Source organism: Streptomyces atroolivaceus, from assembly GCF_000717025.1.
In the GTDB taxonomy this organism is placed as follows: Bacteria; Actinomycetota; Actinomycetes; order Streptomycetales; family Streptomycetaceae; genus Streptomyces; species Streptomyces atroolivaceus.
Genome location: NZ_JNXG01000025.1, coordinates 1 through 23882, shown reverse-complemented (window position 1 = coordinate 23882; position 23882 = coordinate 1). Strand labels below are relative to the sequence as shown.

The 23882-nt window shown below is 65.8% G+C and carries 14 protein-coding genes and 1 pseudogene; 3 read left to right on the top strand and 12 right to left on the bottom strand.

Annotation, left to right across the window (positions count from 1 at the left end; genetic code table 11):
* Positions 1–128: 128 nt before the first annotated feature.
* The 7 genes from OO67_RS33615 to OO67_RS33585 all read right to left on the bottom strand — a co-directional run bounded on the left by OO67_RS33615 (position 129) and on the right by OO67_RS33585 (position 10637).
* The gene (locus tag OO67_RS33615) at positions 129–2078 is read right to left on the bottom strand and encodes a DUF3732 domain-containing protein (RefSeq protein WP_033305621.1); all 1950 of its coding nucleotides are present in this window, start codon (positions 2076–2078) and stop codon (positions 129–131) included.
* Between the two features lie 31 nt (positions 2079–2109).
* The gene (locus tag OO67_RS33610; RefSeq protein ID WP_033305620.1) at positions 2110–2595 is read right to left on the bottom strand and encodes a three component ABC system middle component; all 486 of its coding nucleotides are present in this window, start codon (positions 2593–2595) and stop codon (positions 2110–2112) included.
* On the bottom strand, positions 2592–3803 hold the full coding sequence (locus tag OO67_RS33605) for an ABC-three component system protein (RefSeq protein ID WP_033305619.1): 1212 nt from the start codon (positions 3801–3803) through the stop codon (positions 2592–2594). Before OO67_RS33605 ends, OO67_RS33610 begins: the two co-directional genes overlap by 4 nt.
* A gap of 697 nt (positions 3804–4500) precedes the next feature.
* Positions 4501–6174: a hypothetical protein gene (locus OO67_RS33600; protein WP_244300427.1), complete on the bottom strand. Its 1674-nt coding sequence runs from the start codon at positions 6172–6174 to the stop codon at positions 4501–4503.
* 699 nt (positions 6175–6873) lie between these two features.
* Positions 6874–8622: a DUF6119 family protein gene (locus tag OO67_RS33595; protein WP_167748689.1), complete on the bottom strand. Its 1749-nt coding sequence runs from the start codon at positions 8620–8622 to the stop codon at positions 6874–6876.
* Between the two features lie 287 nt (positions 8623–8909).
* Positions 8910–10253 carry a hypothetical protein gene (locus OO67_RS33590; RefSeq protein WP_244300425.1) on the bottom strand — a complete coding sequence of 448 codons (1344 nt, stop codon included), beginning with the start codon at positions 10251–10253 and terminating at the stop codon, positions 8910–8912.
* Between the two features lie 102 nt (positions 10254–10355).
* Positions 10356–10637 carry a DUF3892 domain-containing protein gene (locus OO67_RS33585; RefSeq protein ID WP_033305617.1) on the bottom strand — a complete coding sequence of 94 codons (282 nt, stop codon included), beginning with the start codon at positions 10635–10637 and terminating at the stop codon, positions 10356–10358.
* A 749-nt stretch (positions 10638–11386) separates the two neighbouring features.
* On the opposite strand from OO67_RS33585, the gene OO67_RS33575 reads away from it, so the two are divergent.
* The 3 genes from OO67_RS33575 to OO67_RS33565 all read left to right on the top strand — a co-directional run bounded on the left by OO67_RS33575 (position 11387) and on the right by OO67_RS33565 (position 17325).
* Positions 11387–12271: a protelomerase family protein gene (locus OO67_RS33575; protein WP_033305615.1), complete on the top strand. Its 885-nt coding sequence runs from the start codon at positions 11387–11389 to the stop codon at positions 12269–12271.
* A gap of 391 nt (positions 12272–12662) precedes the next feature.
* Entirely contained in the window at positions 12663–13550 is an 888-nt protein-coding gene (locus OO67_RS33570; RefSeq protein ID WP_051710144.1) for a hypothetical protein, read from the top strand.
* A gap of 478 nt (positions 13551–14028) precedes the next feature.
* Entirely contained in the window at positions 14029–17325 is a 3297-nt protein-coding gene (locus OO67_RS33565) for an NB-ARC domain-containing protein (RefSeq protein ID WP_157841761.1), read from the top strand.
* 523 nt (positions 17326–17848) lie between these two features.
* Here the strand turns inward: OO67_RS33565 and OO67_RS33560 are convergent.
* The 5 genes and pseudogenes from OO67_RS33560 to OO67_RS37405 form a co-directional block, all read right to left on the bottom strand.
* Complete coding sequence (locus tag OO67_RS33560; RefSeq protein WP_033305614.1) at positions 17849–19786, bottom strand: DUF3732 domain-containing protein; 1938 nt, start codon at positions 19784–19786, stop codon at positions 17849–17851.
* A 4-nt stretch (positions 19787–19790) separates the two neighbouring features.
* Complete coding sequence (locus OO67_RS33555) at positions 19791–20312, bottom strand: three component ABC system middle component (protein WP_244300418.1); 522 nt, start codon at positions 20310–20312, stop codon at positions 19791–19793.
* The gene (locus OO67_RS33550; protein ID WP_033305613.1) at positions 20309–21493 is read right to left on the bottom strand and encodes an ABC-three component system protein; all 1185 of its coding nucleotides are present in this window, start codon (positions 21491–21493) and stop codon (positions 20309–20311) included. The genes OO67_RS33555 and OO67_RS33550 overlap by 4 nt, the downstream gene beginning before the upstream one ends.
* A gap of 144 nt (positions 21494–21637) precedes the next feature.
* Positions 21638–22102: pseudogene (locus tag OO67_RS37410) on the bottom strand (transposase); the annotation flags it as partial.
* A 255-nt stretch (positions 22103–22357) separates the two neighbouring features.
* Positions 22358–23515, bottom strand: a complete 1158-nt coding sequence (locus OO67_RS37405; RefSeq protein WP_078598448.1) for an HNH endonuclease family protein — start codon at positions 23513–23515, stop codon at positions 22358–22360.
* Between the last annotated feature and the right edge of the window lie 367 nt (positions 23516–23882).

Sequence of the window (23882 nt, the reverse complement as noted above, 5' to 3'; positions counted from 1 at the left end):
GCCTCTCTCTTCTGCCGGCAGAGTGCTGGGGCGGGCACTCGTCGACCCCGCCTGTGTTACACGGTTGGACGCTCTCACGGAGTCGGCAGTGCCTGGTTGGCCCCGGCGCGCTGGCCACTGCGGTGTCGTTAGCCGAGCCAGTCCAGAGGAATCAGAGCGTTGCGCCTGCCGTCAGCATCGGGACGCCAGTTGCCGATCACGGCGTCCTGGAACCAGCCCTCGGGCAAGTTCGCGTGGTCGCAGACGATGATCTGGAAAGCTCCCTGGTTGAGCTGTACCACGTCGTTGAGGAGTTGGAAGTAGGCGGTGACGGTGGCCCAGTCGGCGTCTTGGATGGTGGATGCGTCGCGGGGCCTTTCTGGGAAGAAGGCCTGAGTGGGCTGGTCAAGCATCAAGAAGCCTGGGACGGGCCGGTTGTTTCGTCGCAGGTAGGTGTGCAGGGCGAGGTGGGCGACCAAGTGGTAGCCGATGTGGTTCTTGGCACTGCCGATGCGGGTCAGGGGCAGTCGTCCGGAGGGTCGCCTGAGGACGACGTTGAGGAGCTTGAGGCTGATGGCTACTTCGGTGGCATCGGCTGCTCCTCCGAGGTTGAGTCGCTTGGCCCAGGCCGTCATACCGATGGCGATGTCGGCGAGACGGCGCTCCGTCTCGGCCGCGACGTCGTCTTCGTCGACGAGTTGTTCCAGTGTGGCTGCTTGGTCCTGGGCAAGGACGAGGTTCTGGCGCAGCCGGGCGATGTCGCTGTCTGTGCCTGTGCGGGTGAGCGCTTCGGAGATCCGGCCCTGGATGTGGGCGACTCGTAGGTTCTGTTCCTGCAGGTTGCGCAGGCGCTCGTCGCTTGCCAGGAGTTCTTTGAGCTGGGCGCCATTGAGCCTGAGGCGCTCGGTAACGTCGGTGCGTCCGGTCTGCAGGGCTCGTCGGTGTTCCTCGCGGACGGGCTGAAGTGTCTGTGCCTTAGCGAGTTCACGTGAGAGGTGACCGGTCAGTTCGGTGATGTCGTGTGCGCTGGGGTCCGGGTGTTCCAGGGGCTGGGTGCACATGGGGCACACGCTGGTGTCGTGCCGGCGCTCAGGGCCGAGGAGGTCGAGGGTTTTGAGGCGGTCGAGCTGGAGGTGGAGTTCGCCGGTGAAGGCTCGTCCCTGCTGCTGCCAGCGGTCGACCGCGGCCAGGGCGTCGTCGAATTCCTGCAGTTGTTCGCGCAGGGCGCGGCGTTCGTCGCTGAGTTCCTGGCGCCTGTCACGCAGTTCGAGTGGTGCGGCGGTTTCCGGGGCTGCGGCCAGTGCCTGGTGGAGTAGGTCGAGGACCTGGGTGGTGTCGGGTGCTGCGGGCACCTCGGTCAGGAGGCCTTCGGCTTCCGCCAGGCGAACGAGGGCGAGACCGTTGGCATCCATGGCCTGCTGATGGCGCAGGGCGTCGTCGAGCTTGCGTTGTGCCGCGCGCTGGGCGCGCTGAGATTCGCCGAGCCGGTGCCGGCGCAGCGCCTGCTCGGGCCCGGCCGCGCCGAGAAAGTACGGCAGGGTGTCCTTGAGCGCCTGGGCCATGCCGGATTCGGTTTGTCGGTGGAACAGGGCTGTCTGGTCGGCGATCTCGTTCTGGCTCTGGAAGCAGAGCAGAGCGGCCTGGCCGATGGAGACATCGAAGGCGTTGCGGGCAGCGCCGGTGGGTGGCTGGAAGTGGAAGTCCTCGATGCCGAGGCGGGCGCTGAGCTCGCTGCGCAGCGCTGCGACGTTGGAGTTGCTGACGAGTTCGTCGGGTCGTGGGATGTCCAGGCCGGCGCCGCCGGTGCGGGTGTATGCGTGCTGGGTGGAGGCTCCTGCCGGCCGGGGCCGGGCCAGGACCATGCGTGAGTTGTCGGCGAAGGTGACCAGGAGGGCGTACCAGCCGACGGTCTGGTCGATCAGGTCGTCAGGCAGGTTGGGTGCGCGGCGCCCGAGGCAGTAGTCGACGATGGTGAGGACCTCGGACTTGCCGGTCTCTGACTCGCCGGTGAGGATGTTGAGCGCCCCGGGGCGAAACCGCAGGATCCTTGGGGGCTTCCTGCCGTCTCGGTGGTAGAGGGCCAGGGCGAGCAGTTGCATGACGGTTCTGGAACTCCTTGATGGGGGCGGATCAGGGCCGGACGCCGAGGGTGGTGAAGGCGCGAGTGGGGTCGGTAACGGCGAGCCAGCGGCCGACCAGTGCGGCTGCGCGGGCACAGGCGGCGACTTCTTCGCCGGGGGCGGCGGAGGCTGGCTTGGGAGTGCGGGGGCATACGAGTCCGCCGGGGGTGACGTCTATGGCCTGGTGGCGCATGGCGGTGCGCAGGCTGGTGCGGGTGTAGTCGGTCAGTGCTGCGGCGCGTTCGGCGAATGCGGCCTGCAGGCGCGGGTGTTCGTGTGCCCAGGCTGTGAGCGTGACGGTGGACTTGCCGGGGAGAGAGAGGCGGGTATCTGCGGGCAGCACGAGAGGAAGGATCAGGAACGCGCTGGGCCAGGGCAGTGGCCGGTCCGCTTTCTTCGTGGCGGTGTTGACGGCGCTGGCCAGGAGGTAGGCGCCGAAGGCGGGGTTGAACAGCGCCTGTACCTCCGACACGTTGCGGTGGGAGTCGGTCGTCACTGTTCCTGCGATTCGTCGGGGCTCTGACAGCGGTCTTTGTAGTCGGGGTGCCAGCCGAGTTGCCGGTCGGGCTCCGCCGTGTCGGCCTGGTCGGACAGGCAGTGGGCGCTTCCGGTGCCGATCCAGGGGGCGGTGACGCTGCCGGGTCGCAGTTGGGTGTCAGCAACCCGGTCCATGGTGGCGTCCAGAATTTCCTGACCGATGTCCTGGCGTTGCTCTTCACTCATGTCGTCTCGGATGCGGCGCGTACGGCGGCGGAAGGCTGTCTCCCACTCGTAGTGGAGTTCACCTTCGTATTCGTCGAGCCGTTCGGGGGTGATCTTGAAGGTGCGCAGCCATTCGGATCGCTGTGCCCGTGCGTAGTGGTAGTCACGCAGGTGCATCGCCACTTCGTCGTCGGGCAGGCCGATCCACCGCATCTGGGTGACGACCAAGCGGTCGTTGTAGCCGGCGATCTCTGCCTGGGTGAGGTGGCGCAGTGCCTCGGTGATCGGCAAGCTCTTGCCGATGTAGCGGCCGGTGACTTCGTCCCGTCGGCACATAAGTTCCTGGGCGCTGACGGAGGCTCGCATGCGTTGGGGGTTCTTACGTTCCAGCAGTTTGACCGCCATGCCGTACCACCACCCCTTGATCTCGTCGAGGGCGGCCTGAGCGTGGTCGCTCGGCGTGATCCCCAGTTCCTTGGCGAGACTAGAGTCCAGGTCTGACATCAGGGGGGCCGCGTCATTGACGGTGATGGCGCGGACGAGCTGCTGGCGCCGGGCCGGAGCGAGCTGCATGAACAGCTCTCGGTCTTCGGCGGTGGTGACCGGTCCGTCCGCGTCGTCGGCGGTCTGCTCCATACGCTCCAGCGCCTTGGTCTCGTCCCGGTTCGGGCCGTCGCTGAGGTACTGGAAGAAAGTGCCCGGCGGTGCGGTCTGGGTCGAGACCAGGCGCAGGATGGGCATGGCGGCATCTGCGGGGTCGGAGAGTTTCTTCAGGGCATCGATCCAGGACGCGACGGAGCGCCAGAAGTCCTTGCCGGTCTCGCTCAGCGGGCCGGCCGCTTCACGGTGCTTGGCCTGCAGCAGTTCGCGTGGCGTCTTGTCCGGGTCGAGGAACTCGATGTCGTCGAGAAGTTCCATGCGCACCTCGACGGTGGGGTCCTGCCAGCTGCGGCGGGCGAGCTCGAGCAGGGCGAGCTCGCCCTGATAGAGATATCCGGTCATCTGCCCTGCCGCCGAATGCGACCCTGCTCGCGCCACGTTCCCCACTACTGATCGTGCTTGCCTGAGCGGCGCAAGTCCCACCCCTGCGACCGGCCGCACCAGGAATGCAGCTCTAGGCTGCTCGGTCTGGTGCGATGCGCCGTGCCACTCCCCTGGGCCACAACGTAGCACCCACCCAGCCATCACCGTCAGCCCCAAGAGAATCGCCGTCCGTGATCTGTGTGACCAGTTGGCGTGGCGGCTGGCAGTGCTGGTCCGCCGGCTGGCCTTGACCCGTTCTGTCGCCTCTCGTTGAGGCCGGCTTGGCTCGCAAATCACTGCGGGCTTCCTGCCCGTAGTCCCACGGCTGCGCCATGGATGTGCCCGCAGGCTGAGTCAACTCGTGGCGGCCGAAGCGTGAGGCCGCCAGGCTGACTGCTGGCCCTCACGGGCCTAGCGCGTGGGAACGGGGTCATCTGGCGCCCCCGCCATGCAGCGCGCGGCAGGCGGAGGAGGATGCCCGGGCTGGGTCGCGAGGTCGGTCAGCAGAGCGAGATCGGAAAGGTGGACGGGTCAGGGCCCAGCAGAAGGTGATCCCTTTTTCGGGCGGGGCGGCGGCCGCTCGTCGGCCGGAAGGCTTGTCAAGGCCGGCAAAGATCTGGTTCCTCAGGCCAGCTCACAGGGTTCGTTGATCTACGTTTGCCTGGGCCGACCTGTCTCACGCAGGCGGCCCAGGCTCCGGTCTGGGCATGGCTTCGAAGAGGGGTTGCAGGGCGGTAGCGAAGAGTTCGGCGTGCCGGGCGGGCTTGGAAGGACTGAGGTTCAGGCCGTAGAAGATGTGCTCGCGCAGGCCAGTGTTGCGCAGCGTGCCGGCGTTCTTGCTCTGCAGGATCTCCAGGAGGCTGGGTCCGCCGTCTTCCTGCATGCCTTCGATCATCTCCAGTTCTTCGATGTCAGCGATTTCGAGGGGGTCGGTGTCCGGCGCTTGGAGGAGGCCTCGGGATCGTGCGCGCTCGCGGATCACGGTCAGAGTCACAGGGTTGACGGGAAAGCCTTCGGGCAGGACGAGCAAGGGCAGGAAACGTCGCGGGTGTGTGGGTGATATGCCGGTGAGGGCTGTCTCGTCCTGGCGCAGGGCATCGATGGTGGCGTTGATCTGGTCGACTTCCTCGATGAGCTTGTCGATGTCCTTGATCTGTGACTCGTCGGGCACGGCAGTGGCCGCTTCACGGCGTAGCTGGGTCGTGGTGACCTCGATGACAATCCAGGTTCCCGGATAGTCGACCGCGGCGTCGGCGATGCGCTGGCCTTTGGCCGTGTAGGCGGCTTTGAGCTGCGCGTCGTCATAGACGCGCCGGGCGGTGGATGCGTCCTCGGTGATCCGGTGGAGAACCTCGCTGACGTACACCTCGGTGATGCGGCGCAGGGTCTGTTCGGCGCGGGTGGCGAGGGTCTTGTGGCCGGACGGCCTGGGGTGGTGGGGCGGTGGGAACCGGATGTCCATGATCGGCAGCCACCCGAAGGCACGGCTCACGAGATGACGGGGGTCCAGGACCAGCAGTCGGCGTTCGGGCAGGCGGATGACGGGCCAGCGCTGGAAGGGGTCGAAGGACCATTCGGTGCGGTGTTCCGGCCGTTCCTGCCGGACTGCTTCTCTCATGCCAGGCAGATCGTTGCTGATCAGCGAGAGCACGCGGTGGAGTCGCTCGGCGGGCAGGGTCAGTGCCGAGTATTCGGCATGCTCCAGGACGAAGTGTCCTTGTGTGGTACGGGCCCACAGGTAGCCGGCGACGGCGGCCAGGTCGTCGAGCCGAACACCGGTGCAGTCCTCATAGGCCTGGCTGAGGTCGATGGCTCCAGGCTCTGAGAGGTGCTCCATGGGTAGCTCGAGCCACCGGCGTGCATAGCGGGCCAGGACGCCGGAGACAGACCAGGTGTGGTTGAAGTGCTGGTTGGCAATGATTTCCCGGCCCAGAGGGCCGGGCTGGTCCGCGATGACGGTCGGGCCTGATTCGGAGTGGTGCCCCATGCTCTGGCTGTTGCACAACAGGGCGACGGTCAAGTCGCCCCTCGGGGCGCCCTGCGGCACGGTGTCTGGCGATACGTGCACTGCCGTGCGGGCCAGAAGCATGACGGCTTGGGGGACGAGGAGCCTGCGGCGGTCGTCTCTGAGGAGGTTCAGCACACGATCGCGCAATGGCCCCTGCATCAGCGTGTTCACGAATGATTTCTCTACGTCTCGCGCTGAGGCATCGGGCATCGCGAGAGCGGTGAGTGTCCAGGCGCAGAACCGGAGCACGTCCTCCAGAGGGATTCGTTCCAGCTGTCGCTCTGTGTAGTCGCTGGGCGGTACGAACCCGAAGATCTCTTCTGCGGTGAGGTAGACGGCCATCAGGTCGATGGGGGCGGGGCCCTGCGCCGACGATGCGGGAACCAGCAAACCGCTGGGGTGTTGGTGCCATTCCGGAACGAGAGCTGGTGCTGTTGAGCCTTGATGGACAGGGCGGCCTTGTGAGGGGTCGGCAAGGTAGTTTGAGCGCACGGGGGCCGGCTCGCTGTCAGCGAGCATCCTTCTTATCGCTGCTATCTCCCTGACCAGGTCAGGTGTAGGGTCCATCGGATCTTCCTGTCATGCGGGCGATAGTGCCGTTGGGGTCCGGGCGGAGTCGGTCGGGGTGTGGTGCGCTGGGGCCGGACCCGAGTGCGGACCGCTTCGCCACTGCGGACCGCGCGGACGCCCCGCCCAGTGAACTGCTGGCTCTTCTCTCGCTATCAGCTCTACCACCCGGCACTGACACTCGACCGGACGGCGGCAGCCCAGCCAGCCTCACTGGACCGGCGACGCCATGCTTCTTGCCTGGACCAGCAGGACAACAGGGAAGGGGAAGCCCAGCAGCTGGCCTGCGTCCGCGTCAGGGTGACATCCACCTCTCGGCGGCAGGAGTTCCACCGCCGGGACGTGAGGCGCGCACCGGCCTCTCGGCCGGTGTTAACCGGCGACCACCGCGCATAAGCACTCTCACTGAGGACGAACAGGGCCGCCCCTGTGACGACGGCGCCCGGCAGTGAGCCGTCGGCTTCCCCTTTTGATTCACCTTCGGATGGCGATGACCTCGACCTCAGCGTTCATCGCTCGCAGCCGCCGGACAGCTTGGAGCAGGGAAACCTGTGCAAAAGCGAAGAGGGAGTTGACCGCAATGTCCCTGCCGTCTTTCAGTAGAATTCCGAACACCACCCGGAGAGACCCGAAGTCCTTGAGCATACGGTGGTCGGGCGTGTGCGCAGCCACTTGCGTAAGGAACTTGCCGCGTACCACGGTATCGCTGCGGAGCGTTTCGACGGCGACTACACCCTGCGCGAAGAGATGGTTGAGAGGCGCCGTGGTGGCCGGTGCCTTCTTGACGCAGATCAGCTGGTTGTCCGGCCCCAGGACGTCGCAGATTTCCAGGCCTCCCCCCCTGAACTTGACCGTACGGACGGTGTCCTTGTCGAACAGCAGGTACCCGTCCTGCTCGGCTGCCTTCCTGTTGAACCAGTCCTCGTCGTGGGTGTCCTGTCCGTCGGAGTTCTGCGGTCCTTTGGTCCAGCGGGGCAAGGTCACCGTCTGGGGCTGGGCAAAGAGGTTGGTGAGCTCCTCCTCCAGCGTCTCGATAAAACCGGCACCCACCTCGAACCATTTGCCGTTGCCGTAGAACAGCCGGTCGGTGCCGAGTGGGACATCGGCGATGAGCCATTCCTTGCCGCTGGTGGTAACACCGGCCGGGGTCTGGAAGTCGTCATCGCTGAACATGGTGACCCGCAAGTCCCCCAGGCCTTGGAGTCGTTCCCCTGGCGGCTTGTCCTTGACAAACTGCAGCAAGTGCCGAAGTTCGAGCTCGCCCACCTCGATCGTCTGGGCGCCTCGTCTCACGCGAAACGCCTGGGCCGAGCTGTAGCCTTCCTGGCACGAGTCCGGAACCCCAATGGTCAGGCGAGGGCTGTCCGGATCCGTAAGCTGGGCTTCCAGTGCCTTCTGGGCCTCGACTGCTTTGCGACTGCGGTTGTCGAGGGTATGGACTCGGCTGACGAACCGCAGCTGCGGCAGAGGGTCAGGCCGCGCGCATACGTCCTCAATGGTGTCGAGGTCGCTCAGGAACTGTTCCAGGCTGGTTGCCAGCGGGAGCTTGATGGCTGCCTGTGAGCACTCCACACGGACCTGGCGCACTTTGCCGGACTGCAGGGAGGTCAGTGGCAGTCCGCTGACGGTGCCGCAGATGCGGCGCACGACCGCGGCGAACCGTTCCAGCCCGAAGTCGTCGATGCGTTCGCCTCTGGAGACCGAGTACTCGTCGACCCTGCCTCGGCCGTCCATGATCTGGTTGCGGATCTTGATGACTCCCTCATCATCGAGGCAGCGGGTCGCGAACTCCAGCCCGAACTCGTCGTCACGGTAGTAGGGGTCCAGCATGTGCTGTCCCACGCCGTAGCTCAGTGCGTAGGTGCCACGTCCGGTCTTCATGAGGACGAGGCCGGCTGCCGCCCGGCTGCGTTCGTTGACCTCAAGGCCGGTGATGGATTCGACCACGTCGCACCAATCGGCACGGTCGCGAGGAACACCGCCTGTGATCAGCAGACCCGTGATCCCGCGGCGGGTGAACTCTCTGGCCTGGTAGTCGTCGCTGTCGAGGTATCTGTCCCGCACGAACCCGGACAGTTCCAGGGCACTGTCGTCGGGGACCTTCAGCCGGTGCAGAGTGGACTTACGGGTGGCGGGTCGGTGTTTACGGGTACTGCCCAATGCGGCCTCCACACCCTTGGAGTACTGGGATGACCAAGAAACCAGACAGAACAGCACCGGCACACCGGAACAGAACTATTGGATGGCATTGCGGGCATGGCAACCTGCCAGGCACGAGACTCCACCTCGGCCCGGGGCAACACAGCCCGCACCGGGATGGGTGATTCCTTGGACCAGTCAGGCGTGAAACGACTGGGCAGGGCCAGGAGGAATCGGCCCTCACGGTGACGGCCCGCAGAAGGTGCGGGTATCTGCGCCGCCAGCCGCCTCGGTACGGGGTCGGTTCCAGGGGTGCAAGTGAGAGCGAAGCGGAGAGCGGGTCGGCCTGGGAAGTCGTGAGCGGAAAACCGCTAGTGAGGGGCTTTGCCGGGACGAGGAGGGGTGATCCGGCCCAGGTAGCAGCGCGGATCCCAGGTCACCAGCCGCCACTTCCCTGGCCAGGGTTCAGGCGTGGGATAGGACTGGTCGTCCTCTCTGACCCATCGCAGCTCAACCTCAGTCGTGGCGCTACTTCCATGATCAAGCGTTGCGGTGACCGTGCAGGCTGCTGCCATGTCGTGATGGATGGAGAGGATCTCGAATGCGGAGAGCCTGAAGGGGTCGTAGGCCCGCCGGACCTCGCTGCGTGCCGACTTGCCGTGCCGGATGTGCAGGTCGTGGGTAAGCAGGTCGCTCAGGGAGCCGTAGTTGCGGCGCATCCAGCAATTCAGCAGTTCGCGGGTCTGAGTGTGGGCGGGGTGAACGTTGAAGGTGTCGCTTCCGGGGAGATGCCTGCAGGGCTTCCACTTCTCGTTGACGCGGTTGATCTCGGCCTGTCGCAGGCCTGTGCTGGTGAGTTCTTTGAGCTGGCGTCCGACGCTGGAGAGTGTGGCTGGTTCTTTGGACTGGTGTTCCTGTTCCTTCAGGCGCGCGGCGGCCCAGTCAGCAACGGCGAACAGCCGGTTCCAGGCTTTGGTCGCGACGGTGAGGTTGTCGTAGTTGAGAATGCTGCCGTGCACGATGCCGTTGCGGTAGAGCTCGTAGACGGGTTCTTCCAGTGTGGCCGTGCGCCCTTTGGTGAACGTCTTGTGGGCATGCTGGAGGCCGCGATGGTGGCCGACGACGCTGTCCCAGGCTTGCAGTTCCTCGGGAGCGCGTGCGTGCAACCCACGGCGCACGCTCTCGAACTCGTTGACGAAGCCGTCCATGACGCTCAGCAGCACCTGGACAGTGGCGTAGTAGCGGCCTGCGAAGTAGTCCTGCCGGGCCCGCTCCACCAGGGTGAGCCTGCGGCGCATGGCCGGCAGTTTCCGCAGCGGAAGGATCATGAACGGCAGACTCTCGGCGTCGTGGTAGAGCTCGATGAGCTTCCGCTCCGCCCCGTCCACGTCCTCTCCTGCGTTGGCGACTATGGTCCGCACCGGTTCTAGGGGCAACTGGTCGTGGAAGATCCAGTGCTTTCCCCCGAACAAGTCATAGAAGGCGTCGACCGTATCGCCGAACTCTCGCAGCTGAAGCCGGATCGCCCCGGCCAGCTTCCGATTGCTTCTCCCGAGGAACCTCACCACCTTCAGTTGCCGTTCGAGCTCCAGATAGGAAGGAAGATCACGAGCAGATTCGTAGGCCATGCCCAGATCGTAGGAAGCGGCACTGACACCGCCTCCTCCGTCCGTTTCTTCCTTCCCATCCCACTGGTGCGACACCGGCTTACCCACACGCAACACCTCGGTCGGTAGTGGGGGATCATGGGTTCGGACTGGAGGCCTGGCGCGCCGCCGGAGGGGCGGCGCGTTCGACGGCCGGGTGAGCGTGTCGGGTCAGCGCCTGGGGAGGGCGAGGAGGTTGTTGGTCCACACGCCGTCGGCGTGGGTCCGCAGGTATTTCTCGCCCCGAGTGGGCGTCACGACGGCGACCTTCGTGCGGTGTCCGGCTGCGTCGGTGTAGGCCTCGCCGGACTGGTTGTCGATCCAGTCGACAAGCTGAGCCCGGGTGTTGTTACCGCTGTTGCCGGAGGCCTGGTTGGTCCACCACAGGTGAGTGATGTGTTCGTGCGTGGTGCCGCCGGCTGTCAGGCGTACCGCGGTGATCTGGATGGCCATCATTGCTGTCCTGCTGTTCTGCCGGCGACGTTCTGACGGGTCCCCGCGGCCGGCGCCCGGGTTCCGTGAGCCCCCCGGATGGGGTGCTTCGCCTGGGACAGACGACGTAACTCGCGTGCTCCTGTCCACCGCAGCTGCCTGACCCGGCCAGGCAGAGACTGGCGGCGCGGCCCCATGTACTCAGTGGCCATGGCCTCGATGAGGACAGCCACGTCGTTCAACAACCCTTCGTCCTGCCCGATCAGGTCGTGCACGTCACGGTCACCGAGGTAGAGCGGCAGCTTGTGCGCATGCTTCTCGCCGCACACCGCACCGAGGATGCCGAGAATGGCGGTCCACCGTCAGGATGCTGTCCGCCCAGTCCAGGAGTCCCCGGGTGATCTGCTGCCCCCTGCGGGTGGCGAGGTCATGCCCGCTCGAACCGCGGTCTCCTTGCACGGAGTCGGACACGCCGTAGTCGGCATCGCCGCTGGCACAGAAGCCGTTCCCTCGTATGGCTGTCGCTCACACAGACTCCGATCCGCATAGCACGTCGAACCCATGTCCGCCGGCCAGAGCCGCGCCCGCATCCGCAGCGGTGCCGCGAATGGCCGCGTCGACGGTCAGTGGCTGCGCCGCTGCGGTCCGGTGGGTTCCCCACGCTTGTACCAGCAAGGATGTCTTCCAACGCGAGGGCGCCTTGCCTGGTGTCAGTTCGAGGCACACCGTTCAGGGTTGTCCCCAAGAGACCACAATCTGAGGGACCTTACATGCTCACTCCGGCTGACAGGGAGCGGATCGACCGCTTCGTGGCAAAGATCCGTGACTCCGGCTCAGACGGCCAAAGGGTGCATACGGCCGTGCTCGCCGAACTGTCGGACATCCACCAGCGGGTCAATCCGAAGACCGGCAAGCCCTATGCCATGACCACGAACCGCAGCCTGATCACCAGCTACCGAAACGTGCTCAAATCCGAACTGGGCGAGGATGCGCCCGTCCTGGAAAAGTTCAAGCACTCAGCTGACCACGTGGTGGAGTACCGCCAGCACCAGCAAAAGCGGCGCGAGGAGCGGCACCGCAATCAGCGGCCGTTGAACGGACAGGAGCACATTGAGCGGGCTGTGGCGTTGCTGAGCTACAACGCGAAGGTCCGGTGGTCCAACGCCACGGCCATCGCTGGCGTCGTGGCTCTGACCGGCCGCCGCCCTTACGAGGTCGGCTGCGTGGGCGGTTTCGAACCTGACTCCGCTGACGTAGTGCGGGTCATGTTCAGAGGGCAGACCAAGACCCGTGAGACCGAGCGCGTCGACACCCCCTACTCCATCCCCGTGTTAGCAGAGCGGGACCTCGTCCTTGAGACTGTCGCTCGCATCCGCGAAAACGTCGATCCCGCCCTGGACAACACAACCTACTCCCAGCGCTTCGGCAAAGAGGTCGGCACAGTCTCCAAGCGCACCTTCACCGATACCGAGGGACAGCCAATTACTCCGCGAGAACTGCGCGAGGCGTACGCCGCCGTCGCCTACCGCAAGTTCGCCAGCCCGAATATCTCTGAGGTGCAGTTCTACAACGACATCCTCGGACACCAGGGCGACATGAGTGCCACCCTGTTCTACTTCGACTTCTACCTCATCGACAACATCGCATCGCAGTGAGTTCATAGCCTTCACCCGCGCGCCCTGAGGCAGCAGTGCGGCATGGTCCGGCGGCGAGAGCCGCATGGTAGCCGGACGAGATGCGGCTGGTAATACACCGGCCGCGTCAGGACACCCCCGCTCCTGCGCTGCAAGGGGCCACGAGCCTGTCGTGAAACCCTTCTCCGAACCTGGGAATAGCAGATGATGCGTGTCGCAGGCATGGGTGCGCACCGCGCGGCGGTAGCTTCAACGCACCGGTCTGCGACGGACTGGACCGCGCGCCGGCGGCATCCCGGATCCTCCCCTGGCGCCGATAGAGGGTGTAGGGCACCCACTTCGCGCCTTCTGATTCGTCTTGACACACATCATGTGGTGATCCAGCTGACCGGGCAGCTCCGAAGGACTCACCGTGCCCTCCTCACTGCGCCGTCGTACCGCCCACCTCCGTGCCGCCTATACGCGCGAGACACATGCCCTCGCGTCCGCCGGCATCGATCGGCACGATGCCCGTGCGTCCTCAGCCGGCAGCGGCCTCGGCCTCGATGCATGCACGACGTCGCAGCGTCGGCTGCGCGCCCTCCTCGCTCTGGGTCTGCTCAACCATGGCCCGACCAGTACGTGGCCGCGGAACGTCAGCCTGGCCGACGTCACTCGCTACACCCTTGTCGTATCTGCCCGCCACGACAATCTGGTGCTCACCACCCGAGCCCCCTACAACGTGGCCTGCTGGCTGGTCGGCCGTAACAGGCTCCCGCAGATCGGGCTACCGGGACTGCGGGTAGAGACCTCGTACGAGGAAGGATGGCGCCTGCGGCATCTGCCCACCGGCGCTGCCCTGACCGTGACCAGCGACCGGAATGGCCGCTTGCGGGGACCTGCGACAGCAGGCAGCAACTACGCCCAACTGTGGACCACCGGCGTTCCCCTCACCGCCGAGGAACACGCGGCCCTGAACGCGCTACCGCCTCTGCGTGCCGACACCGAAACTCTCCTCGCCGCGCTGACCGTGCGGTTGTGCGCTCACGCCCCGGACGAAAGCTGGGACGTCGGCACCTGGTTCAGCAGCCTCGCCGGCCGGCCCAGCCGCGCACACCACCACCAGCGTCGGCTGGCTGCCGCAGCAGACCAGTGCACCCTTCACTGGGACTCCGACCCCCATCCCGACGACCTCTTCGCCTCCCTCACTGACCCGGTGATCGGACTTGTCGGCGCCATCGGCGAAAAGGACTCCAGCGGATGGCGACTGCGATACAGGCACGCCTGCCTCACCGCCCACCCCGTCGCCTACGGGCACTGATGGACAAGGCCGCAGGTTCCGCCTCTAAAGGTCACCCGCTCCCCCGCGAGAGATTCACCTCCACCAGTTGTCTCGGCCGTCACCCTCGCCGCACACGGGCTCCACGACGACCGCAGGACCGCGCGGCCGGCGATCACCACGACCACGCGGTCCTGGGTGTAGCCCAGGGCGGTCAGATTCTGTCGGTCCGCTGTGTGACGGCCCTCGCCTCCCGGTTTGCGGGAGACTTGGCGTAGCGCGCCCTCCCTCGGTCGCTCGGTTGAAGCCAGCGAGCACGTCTGGCTGAGATCCCGGCCGGGTCGCGAGGATGTAGGGGGTGCAGCTTCGCGCTGATCACAAGGGGTGAGGTTTGAGGCGTTTTATATCGAAGTGGATTGTGCGCGGTCCGCTCCTTCTAGGTGCGCTGGCCCTCCTCGTATGGACAGTCCTGGGTAAGGGATGGGGCGAGGCGGACCCGGTCGCCAGTGTCGTGGGGGTCGTGATCCTTCTGATCTCGATGATGTGGCCCAAGCTCAGCCCAGCGGCAGCGGCGGCTTTGCCTGCCGCGCCTGGCCCGATGGTCGTCCCGGACGGGTGGGTGGACCGGGCGGAGGCTGGCCAGGTGGTCGACGCCGTCCTTGCACGCACCCGCCAGCGCTGGCGCGGGGGTGACACGGTGGCCATCACTGCCGGTCTGCATGGGGCAGGCGGTTTCGGCAAGACGACGCTTGCCCGGTTTGCCGTCGGCCAGCCGAAGGTCCGCAAGAGATTCCCCGGCGGGATCTGGTTCATCACGATCGGCCGTGATGTGAGAGGCAGGGCCTCGGTCGCGGCCAAGGTCGCCACGGAGATGGTACGCATCACAGGGGTCGAGTCCACGGCTGGCGACGATCCGGAGCAGGCCGGCGTTCAACTGGGCAAGCTTCTTGCCTCGATGCCGCGAACTCTGCTGGTGATCGACGACGTGTGGGAGGAGGAACAGTTGCGACCGTTCCTCATCGGCGCAGAGCGGCGGTGCGTGCGCCTAATCACCACTCGTAGTCCCAAAGTACTTCCCGCTTACGCTGCACGGATCACTGTCGACCGTATGACCTACGGGCAGGCGTGCCTGGTCCTGACCAGGGGGTTGCCGCAACGGCCGGCGCAAGCGATGGTCGACGCCCTTGTCGAGGCGACTGGGCGATGGGTGCTCTTGCTGCGGATCGTCAACCGTGTCATGAGGGAGCAGCTGTCGACTGGGGCGGATGCTAACGCTGTCGGTGAGCGTCTGCTGGAGCGGCTTCGTGTGCGCGGACCGGCGGCGGGCGATCCTCAGACGAATATTGATCTCGACGACACGGACGAGCGGAACAGGGCTGTGCGAGCCAGTCTCGCAGCAGCCACCGAGCTCCTTCCTCCCAATGGGGAGCAGCGGTTCACTGAACTGGGAGTCTTCGCTGAGGACGAGGCCGTCGCCATTGCCCTAGTGGCCCGCCTGTGGGAGGGAGCCGCTGGTCTTGACGAGACCATCACGCGCAGCCTTTGCAGGCACATGGCAGATCTGTCCCTGCTCAGTCTCGACTCGACCGTCCCTGGCGGGACCGTGGTCCTGCACGACGTGATCCGCGACCATCTCCGGGCCGAACTGTCAGCTCACCTGCCCGTGGTGAACGCCACGTTCCTCGACACCGTCACAGCTGCCGCCGAAGGCGGGCCCGAGTGGTGGACCACGCCTCACGAATACCTGCGGGACTTTCTCATCGCGCACTTGGTGGACGCGGAGCGCGCCACGGATGCGGCTGCCGTGGCCACGGACTTCCGCTGGATACGCATGCGTCTGCACCAGCACGGCCCCACGGCTCCTCTTCGAGACCTCTCCCTGGTCCCTCATGTCGAGGCAGCCGCTCTAGCGGCCCATCTGGAGCGTGCCGCGCACCTTCTCACCCCCACCGAACCGGCCCAGGCCCTTGATGCCGTGCTCCGCAGCCGTGTTCCGGGAGGCGCGGCATGGCGGGCAGCCGCCGACACGGTCTTGTCTGGGCCGACGCTGGTAGACCGGTGGACCCCGCCCGACCTGCCTAGCTCTGCGCTCCTGCGGACCCTTACACATCAGGCGCCGGTGGGCGAGATGGTCCTCAGCCCCGACGGGGCCCGCCTCGCCACCATTGAGATCAGCGGCCGAGTCCGGGTCTGGGACGCCTCAAGCGGGGTGCAGATATGGGACCTGCCAGGTTCCAGCCGAATGGAGGAAGTGACTTTCAGTAACGGCGGGGGACATCTATTCACCATCGATCGAGACGGCATCGTCTACGGGTGGGATCTCGCCACCGGATCGGAGCTGCATCGGTTCTTCGCAGGCGGCGGGCATGCCGTAGCCTTCAGTGCCGATGGTTCGCGCCTCTTCACCGTGCTGGGGGACGGCACGGTCGCAACCTGGGACACGTCCACCGGGTCCAAGATCAATGCGTTTCAGGCTCACAGGCTTAACTCGGTGCGGCTTTTGGTGAGCCAGGACGGCACGACGCTGGTCCTCTCCGAACGTGGGAGCTTGCGCTGTCACGTCAGCGACGCCGGAACGGGCAGCGGCTTGCAGTCTTTGCAGGGCCGCCCTGTGGCCGTGACAGCGGACGGTACTTACGTTGCCACAACGCACGGACGAGGTGTTGAGGTCTGGAGTACGTCGACCGGCATGCGACTGTACGTACTTCGCGGTTGTCCCAGCATTACCGTGGCGGCATTCAATGCCGAGGGCACGAGTCTTGCTGTTGGAAACCGTGAGGGGGTCGTGGAGGTCTGGGACCTCAGGACGAAGACACAGGTCCACCGCTTCCATCATGGATCGCTGTGCTCCTCGCTGCGCTTCAGCCCGGACAGTTCGAGACTCACAAGCGGCAGTATGGATAAGACAGTCCGAATCTGGGACCTCGCCCCCACCTCTCCGCAGCAACAGGGTGTTCCTGTCACTGCCGCAGCGGTCTCCGCTGATGGATCTCTCGTCGCCACCGTGAGCCGCGAAGGAGTCTCCGTTTGGGATGCTGCGAGCGGAGCACAGATCCAGCACTTCACGAGAGGCGGCGGAGCCACTGGGCAGGAACTTCGATTCTTCAATCGCGCCCCAGGGCCCCATGGCGACCTGCTCTCGGCGGCCTTCACGGCAACCGGTGTCTGCTTCGCCGCAGCCACCGATCCGCAGACGGCCGGCGTGTGGGACGCCAGTGGGAATCTACTTGCACAATTTCCTTCCAACGGAAGACTGCAGGAGCTGGAACTCAGCCCAACTGGAGATCTTCTCGCCACCGTTGGCCATCGGGATACCGTCAGCATCTGGGAGACCGCCAGCGGCACGCTGACGCATGAGCTGCCTCATCATGGAGCTCACAGACTCGTGTTCAGCTCAGATGGATCCCGCCTCGCCACATACGATCGCAGCGATGGAACCCGCGTTTGGGACACTGCATCTGGCGTGCAGGTCGCACATCTGGCGCGCCGCTCAGCGCGCGCGCTGGCGTTCAGCCCGGACAACAGCCAGTTGGCCCTCACTGACCGTGCTGTCGACTTTCGGGTCGTGGACATTGCGACAGAGGCAGTCACGCACCGATTCCGCGGCATCAGGGTCAGAGCAGCGGCCTTCAGCCCCGACAGCAAGTACTTCGCCACCACGGCCAGCGACACCATTTCCGTATGGGACTCCACGACAGCCGAGCACCTCACCAGCATGCGGGCCGACAGTGACCTCGAATCCGTGGTCTGGCATCCCGACAGCCGAGTCCTGTTCGTCGGCGGCCGTGGCGTACTCGGCTACGACTTCAAGGCATAGCCCAGGGCCACGCGCGGGAGACGACCGCAGTACTCCCGCGCGGGCACGGCGAACGCTGGGCCGGAACTTGTGCGACGGCCCTGCAGAGTCGACGGCCGCTGGTCACGTCGCCCCGACGTCCGCCTTCGCAACCCACTCCAAGCAACGCATCGATTCCATGTGCCGACCCAAGGAGCGAGCCTCAAGGCGGGAGAACCTGGCGCCATAGGCGCCGAGACAGGAGGAACTCGGACCGGACTTCGTCACCGCGTCCCCCGAACGCTCGCGAACCTACCTCAAGGAACAGCTGCCCCGGAGCACAGGGACTCGACCGCTCACACCGGCGGCTCGGCAAAACTGCTCAGCATACGCTCCATGTGAGCAGCACAGCTCTCTCCTACTGATGGGTGCGGAATCACGGCCAGTTGCTCCACAAGCGAGCCATTCCATGGTCAGCAAAAGCCTGTCTTCGTCAAGCCCGGCAATGGGATGAGCTCACCCGACGTGAGCAATGCCCAGCTCAGAGAACTTCGCACTGCTCACTTCAACCGAGCCGCGAGACCCAGCGCGCGGGGACGAGCTTCTCACTGTGGCGCCATCGGTGTACGACGGCTTCCTGGAACCACGGTGCGGGGAAGTCCACGTGGTCGCAGATGACAACCTGCAGGTCGGGTGCCAGTTCCTCAACCACCTCATGGATCAGTTTGAATAGCCGCTCTGCCGCGAGGCTGTCTTCCTCGATGTGGTCGTCGCCGTCGTGGGCGGTGGGGGGAAACCAGACCTGTGAGGGCTGGTCCAGGAAGAGGATGCGCGGAACCGGTCTGCGTTGGCGTACGAAGTAACGGTGCAGGGCCAGGTGGGCCAGGATGTGGTAGCCGACCCAGTTCCTTCCGCTGCCCAGTCTCGAAAGCGGGAGGCTGCCGGTGTGGGTAGCGAACTCGATCGTCAGTCGGTTCGGGTTGAGGTGCACGCCCTGGTGAGCGTGCTCCAGCCGTAGCTGATGGGCCCACAGGGTGATGTCCTGGTTGACGGGAACCAGCCGGTCGAGGAGTTGCTCGCCTGCTGTGTCGGGATCGAGTTCGGCTTCGAGGGCCTCTACAGCGGACCGCGCCGTGTCGCGTGCCTGGCTGAGCCGTTCCAGGCCAGCGCCCATGGTGCGCTGGAGAGTGGTGAGTGTCCCGTGGATGCGGCCGCGTGCGAAGCTGATGCGGTCCGCGAGCGGAAGGTGACCGCTGCTTTGGTCCGTCTGCGCGAGAGCCTGCAGGGCGTGTTGCGTCGCGTGGAGCTGACTGCGTAGCCGGGTGGTCTGTTGGTGGAGGGCTTCGAGAGCGGCACGTCGTGCCGGGCGTATTGCGTCGATGCCGTTCAGCTGCTGCTGGAGGCCCTCGAGGCTGTTCCTGAGCGTGGTGATCGTCGGGTCGGGCTCGGATAGGACAGAACCGCACAGGACACAGGTCCCCGCGTCGTGATCCTGGGGTGCGGGAATGAGGTCGAGGCTCGCCAGCCTGCCTCGCGGAATGTGCGCGGATTCGGCATAGTCGTCTGCTGCTGCGGTTTCGGCCAGGAGCAGGCGGCGGTCCGCTGCAAGGGCCCTGAGCTGCTCGCGCAGGACGGCACAGGTGCGTTCGAGGTCAAGTCTGCGCTGGTCCTCCTCGTGCGCGCGGGGTAGCCCGATGGTGGGTGACAGGACGGCGTCCTGCAAGACCTGTATGGCCTGAACGTGGTCGTCGGGCGGAGCCGGCTCTTGTACCAGGTTCAGGGCATGGGCTTCATGCCAGAGGGTGGCGAGGGTGATGTGGTTGGTGTCGTTTGGGTCCTGAGCCCGATGGAAGTCGGTCTCCGCTTGCTTGAGCCGGCTGCGTGCGGCGTTGAGCTGTGCATGCTTGCGTGCCTGGTCATGGGGGGATGCGCCGATGAAGTAGGGCAGTGTCTGTTTGAGGGCGGCGGCAACGTACCGGTCGCTTTGCCGGTGGAATAGGTGGTTCTTGTCGGCGATCTCGCTCTGACCCTGCAGGCACAGCAGCGTTGCGTGGCCGAGGTGGGCGTCGGTGAAAGTGGAGCCGCGGCCGCCGGGGGTGGTGCTGTGGTTCTCCTTGATGCCGATGAACCGGCCAAGCCGCTGGCGCAGTGCGCGGCGGTCGGTATTCGCTGCAAGGGCGGTGTGAGGCGGCGGCTCGAGGTCGGGACCGAACCTCAGCATGACTCGCTCGGTGGTCTTCTTGCCGGGGCCAGGGGCGGGACGGGCGACGAAGGCGCGCGTGGTGTCCAGCTGGAACAGGGCCGCGTACCAGGAGACGGTGTCGGTCATGGGGCCGATGGGGAAGGTGACCGTGTTGCGGCCGGTGCAGTACTCGAAGATGTCGAGCAAGGTGCTTTTCCCCGTTGCGGACTGGCCGGTGACGATGTTGAGTGCGCCCGGTCTGAAGGGGACGACGCGGCGGCCGCCGTCGGCGTTATAGAGGATGAGGGCGAGCAGTTGCACGCGGTCAGGGTCCCACGCCGAGGCCGGCGAAGACAGCGGCTGTCTCGTTCTCGGCCAACCAGCGGCCGATCAGGCGTGCGCTGCGCAGGATGTCGTGCATCTCGGTGTCCTGGGGTGGCGGGGTGTACGGCCGGGTGGATGCCCTGAGGCAGTCGCGATGCAGTTCGAGCATGTCGTGGCCGAGCGCGAATCGCAGTCCTGCCCGCACCGGTGCCACCAGGACCTTGGCGCGGCGGGGGAAGCCGGCCCGCAGCACGGGGTGGTGGCCTATCCAGGCGGACAGGTGGGTACGGGTACCGGCGGGCAGTGCTTCTCGTGTGGCCTGGTGCAGTGCCATGGGGGCGATGATGAAGGACAGCGCCCACGGCATGCCTGGTGTCTGCCGTCGGGTGTAGGCGTCGGCGGCGACAAACAGGAGATTGGCAATCAGCGCCGGGTTGAGCATGGCGGCGACGAGAGCTGCCGGTTCGTTCCAGGCGGTTTCTGCTGCGGGGGCACGGATCTGCCCGGTCGGTGGGGTGGTCATGATCGCGCCTGCAGCGTGCGCATGCGGTCACGGAAGTCGGGGTGCCATCCCACACATCCCGTGTCCGCGAGCCCATGGCGCTGGCCCCGGACGAAGAACGCCTCGTGGTATCTGTCCTGCAGGCAGGGGCCGTTGCGCTGGGAGAGGTCTTTGAGGAGTCTGGCCCCTGCTTGCTGTCTATCCGCTTCGTCCGTCGTGGCGGCGAGTTCGACTTGCATCCACTCGAACTCGGTCTCCCACTCGTCGACGAGGTCACGGTTGAGAACGGTGAGTTCGTCCGCCGCGACAAGGTCTTCGGCGATCCAGCGGATGGCCTGGGTCTGTGCGCGGTGGTAGTCGATGACCGAGAGCCGCAGGTTCACAGGAGGGTAGGCCACCCATCTCATCTGTTGCACGAAAGGGCTGTCGCCGTAGGCCGTGGTGAGAGCATCGTCGCCCGTCTCTTCGCGGGCGGCGACGGTGGGGAGCCGGCCGCGGGTGAACTGGTCGCGCAGGTCGGCGATGGCCGCTCGGGCCATTCCGACGTCCACGGCATGTCGGCGCCTCTGCAGCAGCTCCAGTGCCCGTTCATCCCACCACTGCCACACCATGGCCAGGAAGAGACCCTCATGCCCGACCGGCAGGCACCAGCGCAGCTCCGCGCGGACAAGGGCGGGAACGTCCTCGATGCGCGGTGAGGAGTCCATGACGGTGATCCGCGCGACGAACGCGGCCCGGTCCGCCGGCCCCAGCGCGAGGAACTGCTCACGGGCCTGCTGGATACGCCCGGACGCCTGGTGTAATGCGGCACGCTCCAGCCCACTCAGAGCCACCCGTTCGTCGCGTGCATGGGGACGGAGCGCGGCCATCGCGCTGCCGGGACTGGCCTGCTGGGTGGAGACAAGCACCAGCGCCGGCCCTTCGACATCGCAGGCCACCGCCGTGTCCATCCAGTTCTTCAGGGTCAGCCACACGTCGGGAGAGGCATCCGTGAGCTGCCGGTCGCTTCTCTGATGGTGCTTGATCTGCAGGAGTTCCGTCGCCGAACCGGCTTGCTCCCAGGCGATGTCGTCATGGAGTTCCAGGCAGATCGCCGCGTCGGGACGAGCATGATCGGCCCTCAGCAGTTCCAGCAGTGCCCACCATGTCTGGTGCTGGTAGCCCAGCGCGCTGGGCGCGGCGCTGTGCACAGGATCACCCATGGTGCTGCCCCCTCCCCCGGATCCTGCACGGTACCCGATCGCTCACCGCGTGCGGGAGCTTCCTGCACCACGGCCAGGCCGAGAGGTGCCTTTATGCGGTTCGTCAATCCCACGCTGTCAGTTTTTGGGTCGTGTCGGTTCCGTTCAGGTGGCGAGGGAGATGGCGTGGCTTCGAGACTCGTAGAAGGTTCCGTCGCCGAGCATGGCGAACCGGACGCTGATGCGCTGGCGGGCGTGGCGGTTTACGCGGGCGCGCTGTTTGTCGTAGTAGGTGCGGGAGGCAGGGGTCGGCGCTCATGCAGGCGGAGGCGGACAGGAACATGCCGCGCTTGAGCTGCCGGTTTCCACCGCGGAATGCTTGTTCGCCGTGGATCGAGGTTCCCGACGACCTCGTCGTGGGGGCCTGGCCGGCGTAGGAGGCGAGGTGGACGGCGGGGAAGCGGCTGCCGTCGCCGACGGTGGTCAGCAGCACGGCGGCGGTCCTGACGCCGACTCCTGGCATCGAGGTCAGGACCTGGGGAAGAGGGTGAGCCTCCAGCAGGGTACTGATCTGGGCTTGAAGGGCCCGGCGCTTTCGTGGACGGCGGCGAGCGAGCTGAACGGGTGAGGATGCCCCCGCCCTGGAGAAGTTCACGCACTCAGCTGCCCACGTGGCGAAGTATCGCCAGCACCAGCGGGAGCAGTGCAAGGAGCGGCACCGTAATCAGCGGCCGCTGAACGGACAGGAGCGAGCGGGCTGGCGCGTTGGTGAGCTGCAACGCGGAGGTCCGGTGGTCTAACGCCGCGGCCATCGCCAGCATCGTGGCTCTGACTGGCCGCCACCAGGACGACGCACGCCCTGCACACTGTTTGGGCCAGCGGATCTCAACCTTGCGGAAAGCCGCCAGGCGTGGCGGCGATCGGCCCGCCGGCATCGGCTCGCTGCTCGCCGCGGAGCCATCGACTCATAACGGTGACCGACGTTCCGGCTTCCTTCGCCAGTGCAGTGATCGTCGGCCTCTGCTCTGTGGGGACACTCCAGAAGCGGATGCGCATCTCGCGAATGAGGGTGTCTGGGAACCTACGCCCCATCGGGTGGCGCTCGCCTCTGGGATTGGTGCCGTGGAGGGCCTTGTCGGCAATGTTCTCGGCCTGTGTGCCGGCTCTGAGATGCCGAGGGTTGTTGCAGTTGTTCCTGTAAGTACTCTCAGGGCACGTGTGGCGGATGACTGCGGACCCGAGTTTGTTGTACGTGACCCCTTGGGAGAGCGCGTACGCGATGCGATGTGTCAGGGCTGCCTGGACACCCTCCCACCTGAGCTGTCCGTATCCGAAGTAGTTGCGCGTCTTCGCTGTCCAGGGCCAACAAGCGTCGTCCCCGCCCCTCCGATCGATCCGAGCCCAGAATTCCGATACTCGGGCCGCGCGGTCCAGTTCGACGAGGTCTCCGGTCGAGATCCTCCACCCTCCCTGTGGAGGCATGACCGGCTCGGTCACCTTCTTCGCCCCCATGCGGCCTTCTTTGCGGGCGGCCCAAGTGTCTCGGTTGTTCTCGCTCCTTGTCCCGGGGAGCAGGTGGGCGGGATTACAACAGGGCTTAAAGTCGCACAGGTGTCTGAGCAACGTGCTGCCTGGCAGGGCTTGTTGTAGCCCGCTGGCAAGGGTGAAGGCCACGACATGTGCGCTCGCCGAGCCGGTCATGGCTTGGCCGGCAGCGGTGTGTCCGTACCTGTTTCCCTTGACGCCCTTGAAGGGCCAGCACGCGTTCACGCCAGCTGAGCAGTCGACACGGGCCCAGAAACTCGCTTCTCGACACTTACGGCGCTCAGACGTCTCGGTGATCCCGTACCGCTCGCCACCATCAGTTACACGTACTCCGGCTGCGCCGTAGAGGTGCTTATAGGTTCTCCCGTTGACCAACTGATTGATTCGAGACAACGTGGCCCCAAGCGCCGCTGCGGCCTCGGTTTGAGTCATCTGGCCGGACTGCACCACCTCTAACACCCACCGCGCTTCAGCGTCCGTCAGGGATCGTATAGCCATGCTGTAACGCTACGGTGCGACACCGACACACAGCCCCCAGGGCGGACAGAACCAACCAAAAGTCCCCGAATTCAGCCCTTGTCGATGCCGCAAGCCGGGGCCCTTAAGAGCGACACCTCCAAGCGGCAGGTTCGACCACTCGCACCGACGGCTCGGAAAAGCTGCGCAGCATCCGCTCTCTGTGAGCAACGCAGGCTGAGCCGGATCGCAGGTCACAGAATGCAGGCCAACGGCACCACAAGCGAACAGATCCAAGGCTAGTTAAGACCAGCAACGGAGAACCCCCAACTAGAGGTTGCGCTCACCAACGTGAGCAATGGCCAGCTCGGAGTCCCCTACCCTGCTCACCTTCAACCGGGCCGCCACA

Excerpts from the sequence above, each read along its gene's own strand:
- OO67_RS33550 (WP_033305613.1), bottom strand. The coding sequence starts at position 21,493 with ATGGGTGATCCTGTGCACAGCGCCGCGCCCAGCGCGCTGGGCTACCAG.
- OO67_RS37405 (WP_078598448.1), bottom strand. The coding sequence starts at position 23,515 with ATGGCTATACGATCCCTGACGGACGCTGAAGCGCGGTGGGTGTTAGAG.
- OO67_RS33615 (WP_033305621.1), bottom strand. The coding sequence starts at position 2,078 with ATGCAACTGCTCGCCCTGGCCCTCTACCACCGAGACGGCAGGAAGCCC.
- OO67_RS33605 (WP_033305619.1), bottom strand. The coding sequence starts at position 3,803 with ATGACCGGATATCTCTATCAGGGCGAGCTCGCCCTGCTCGAGCTCGCC.
- OO67_RS33555 (WP_244300418.1), bottom strand. The coding sequence starts at position 20,312 with ATGACCACCCCACCGACCGGGCAGATCCGTGCCCCCGCAGCAGAAACC.
- OO67_RS33585 (WP_033305617.1), bottom strand. The coding sequence starts at position 10,637 with ATGGCCATCCAGATCACCGCGGTACGCCTGACAGCCGGCGGCACCACG.
- OO67_RS33575 (WP_033305615.1), top strand. The coding sequence starts at position 11,387 with ATGCTCACTCCGGCTGACAGGGAGCGGATCGACCGCTTCGTGGCAAAG.
- OO67_RS33600 (WP_244300427.1), bottom strand. The coding sequence starts at position 6,174 with ATGGCCGTCTACCTCACCGCAGAAGAGATCTTCGGGTTCGTACCGCCC.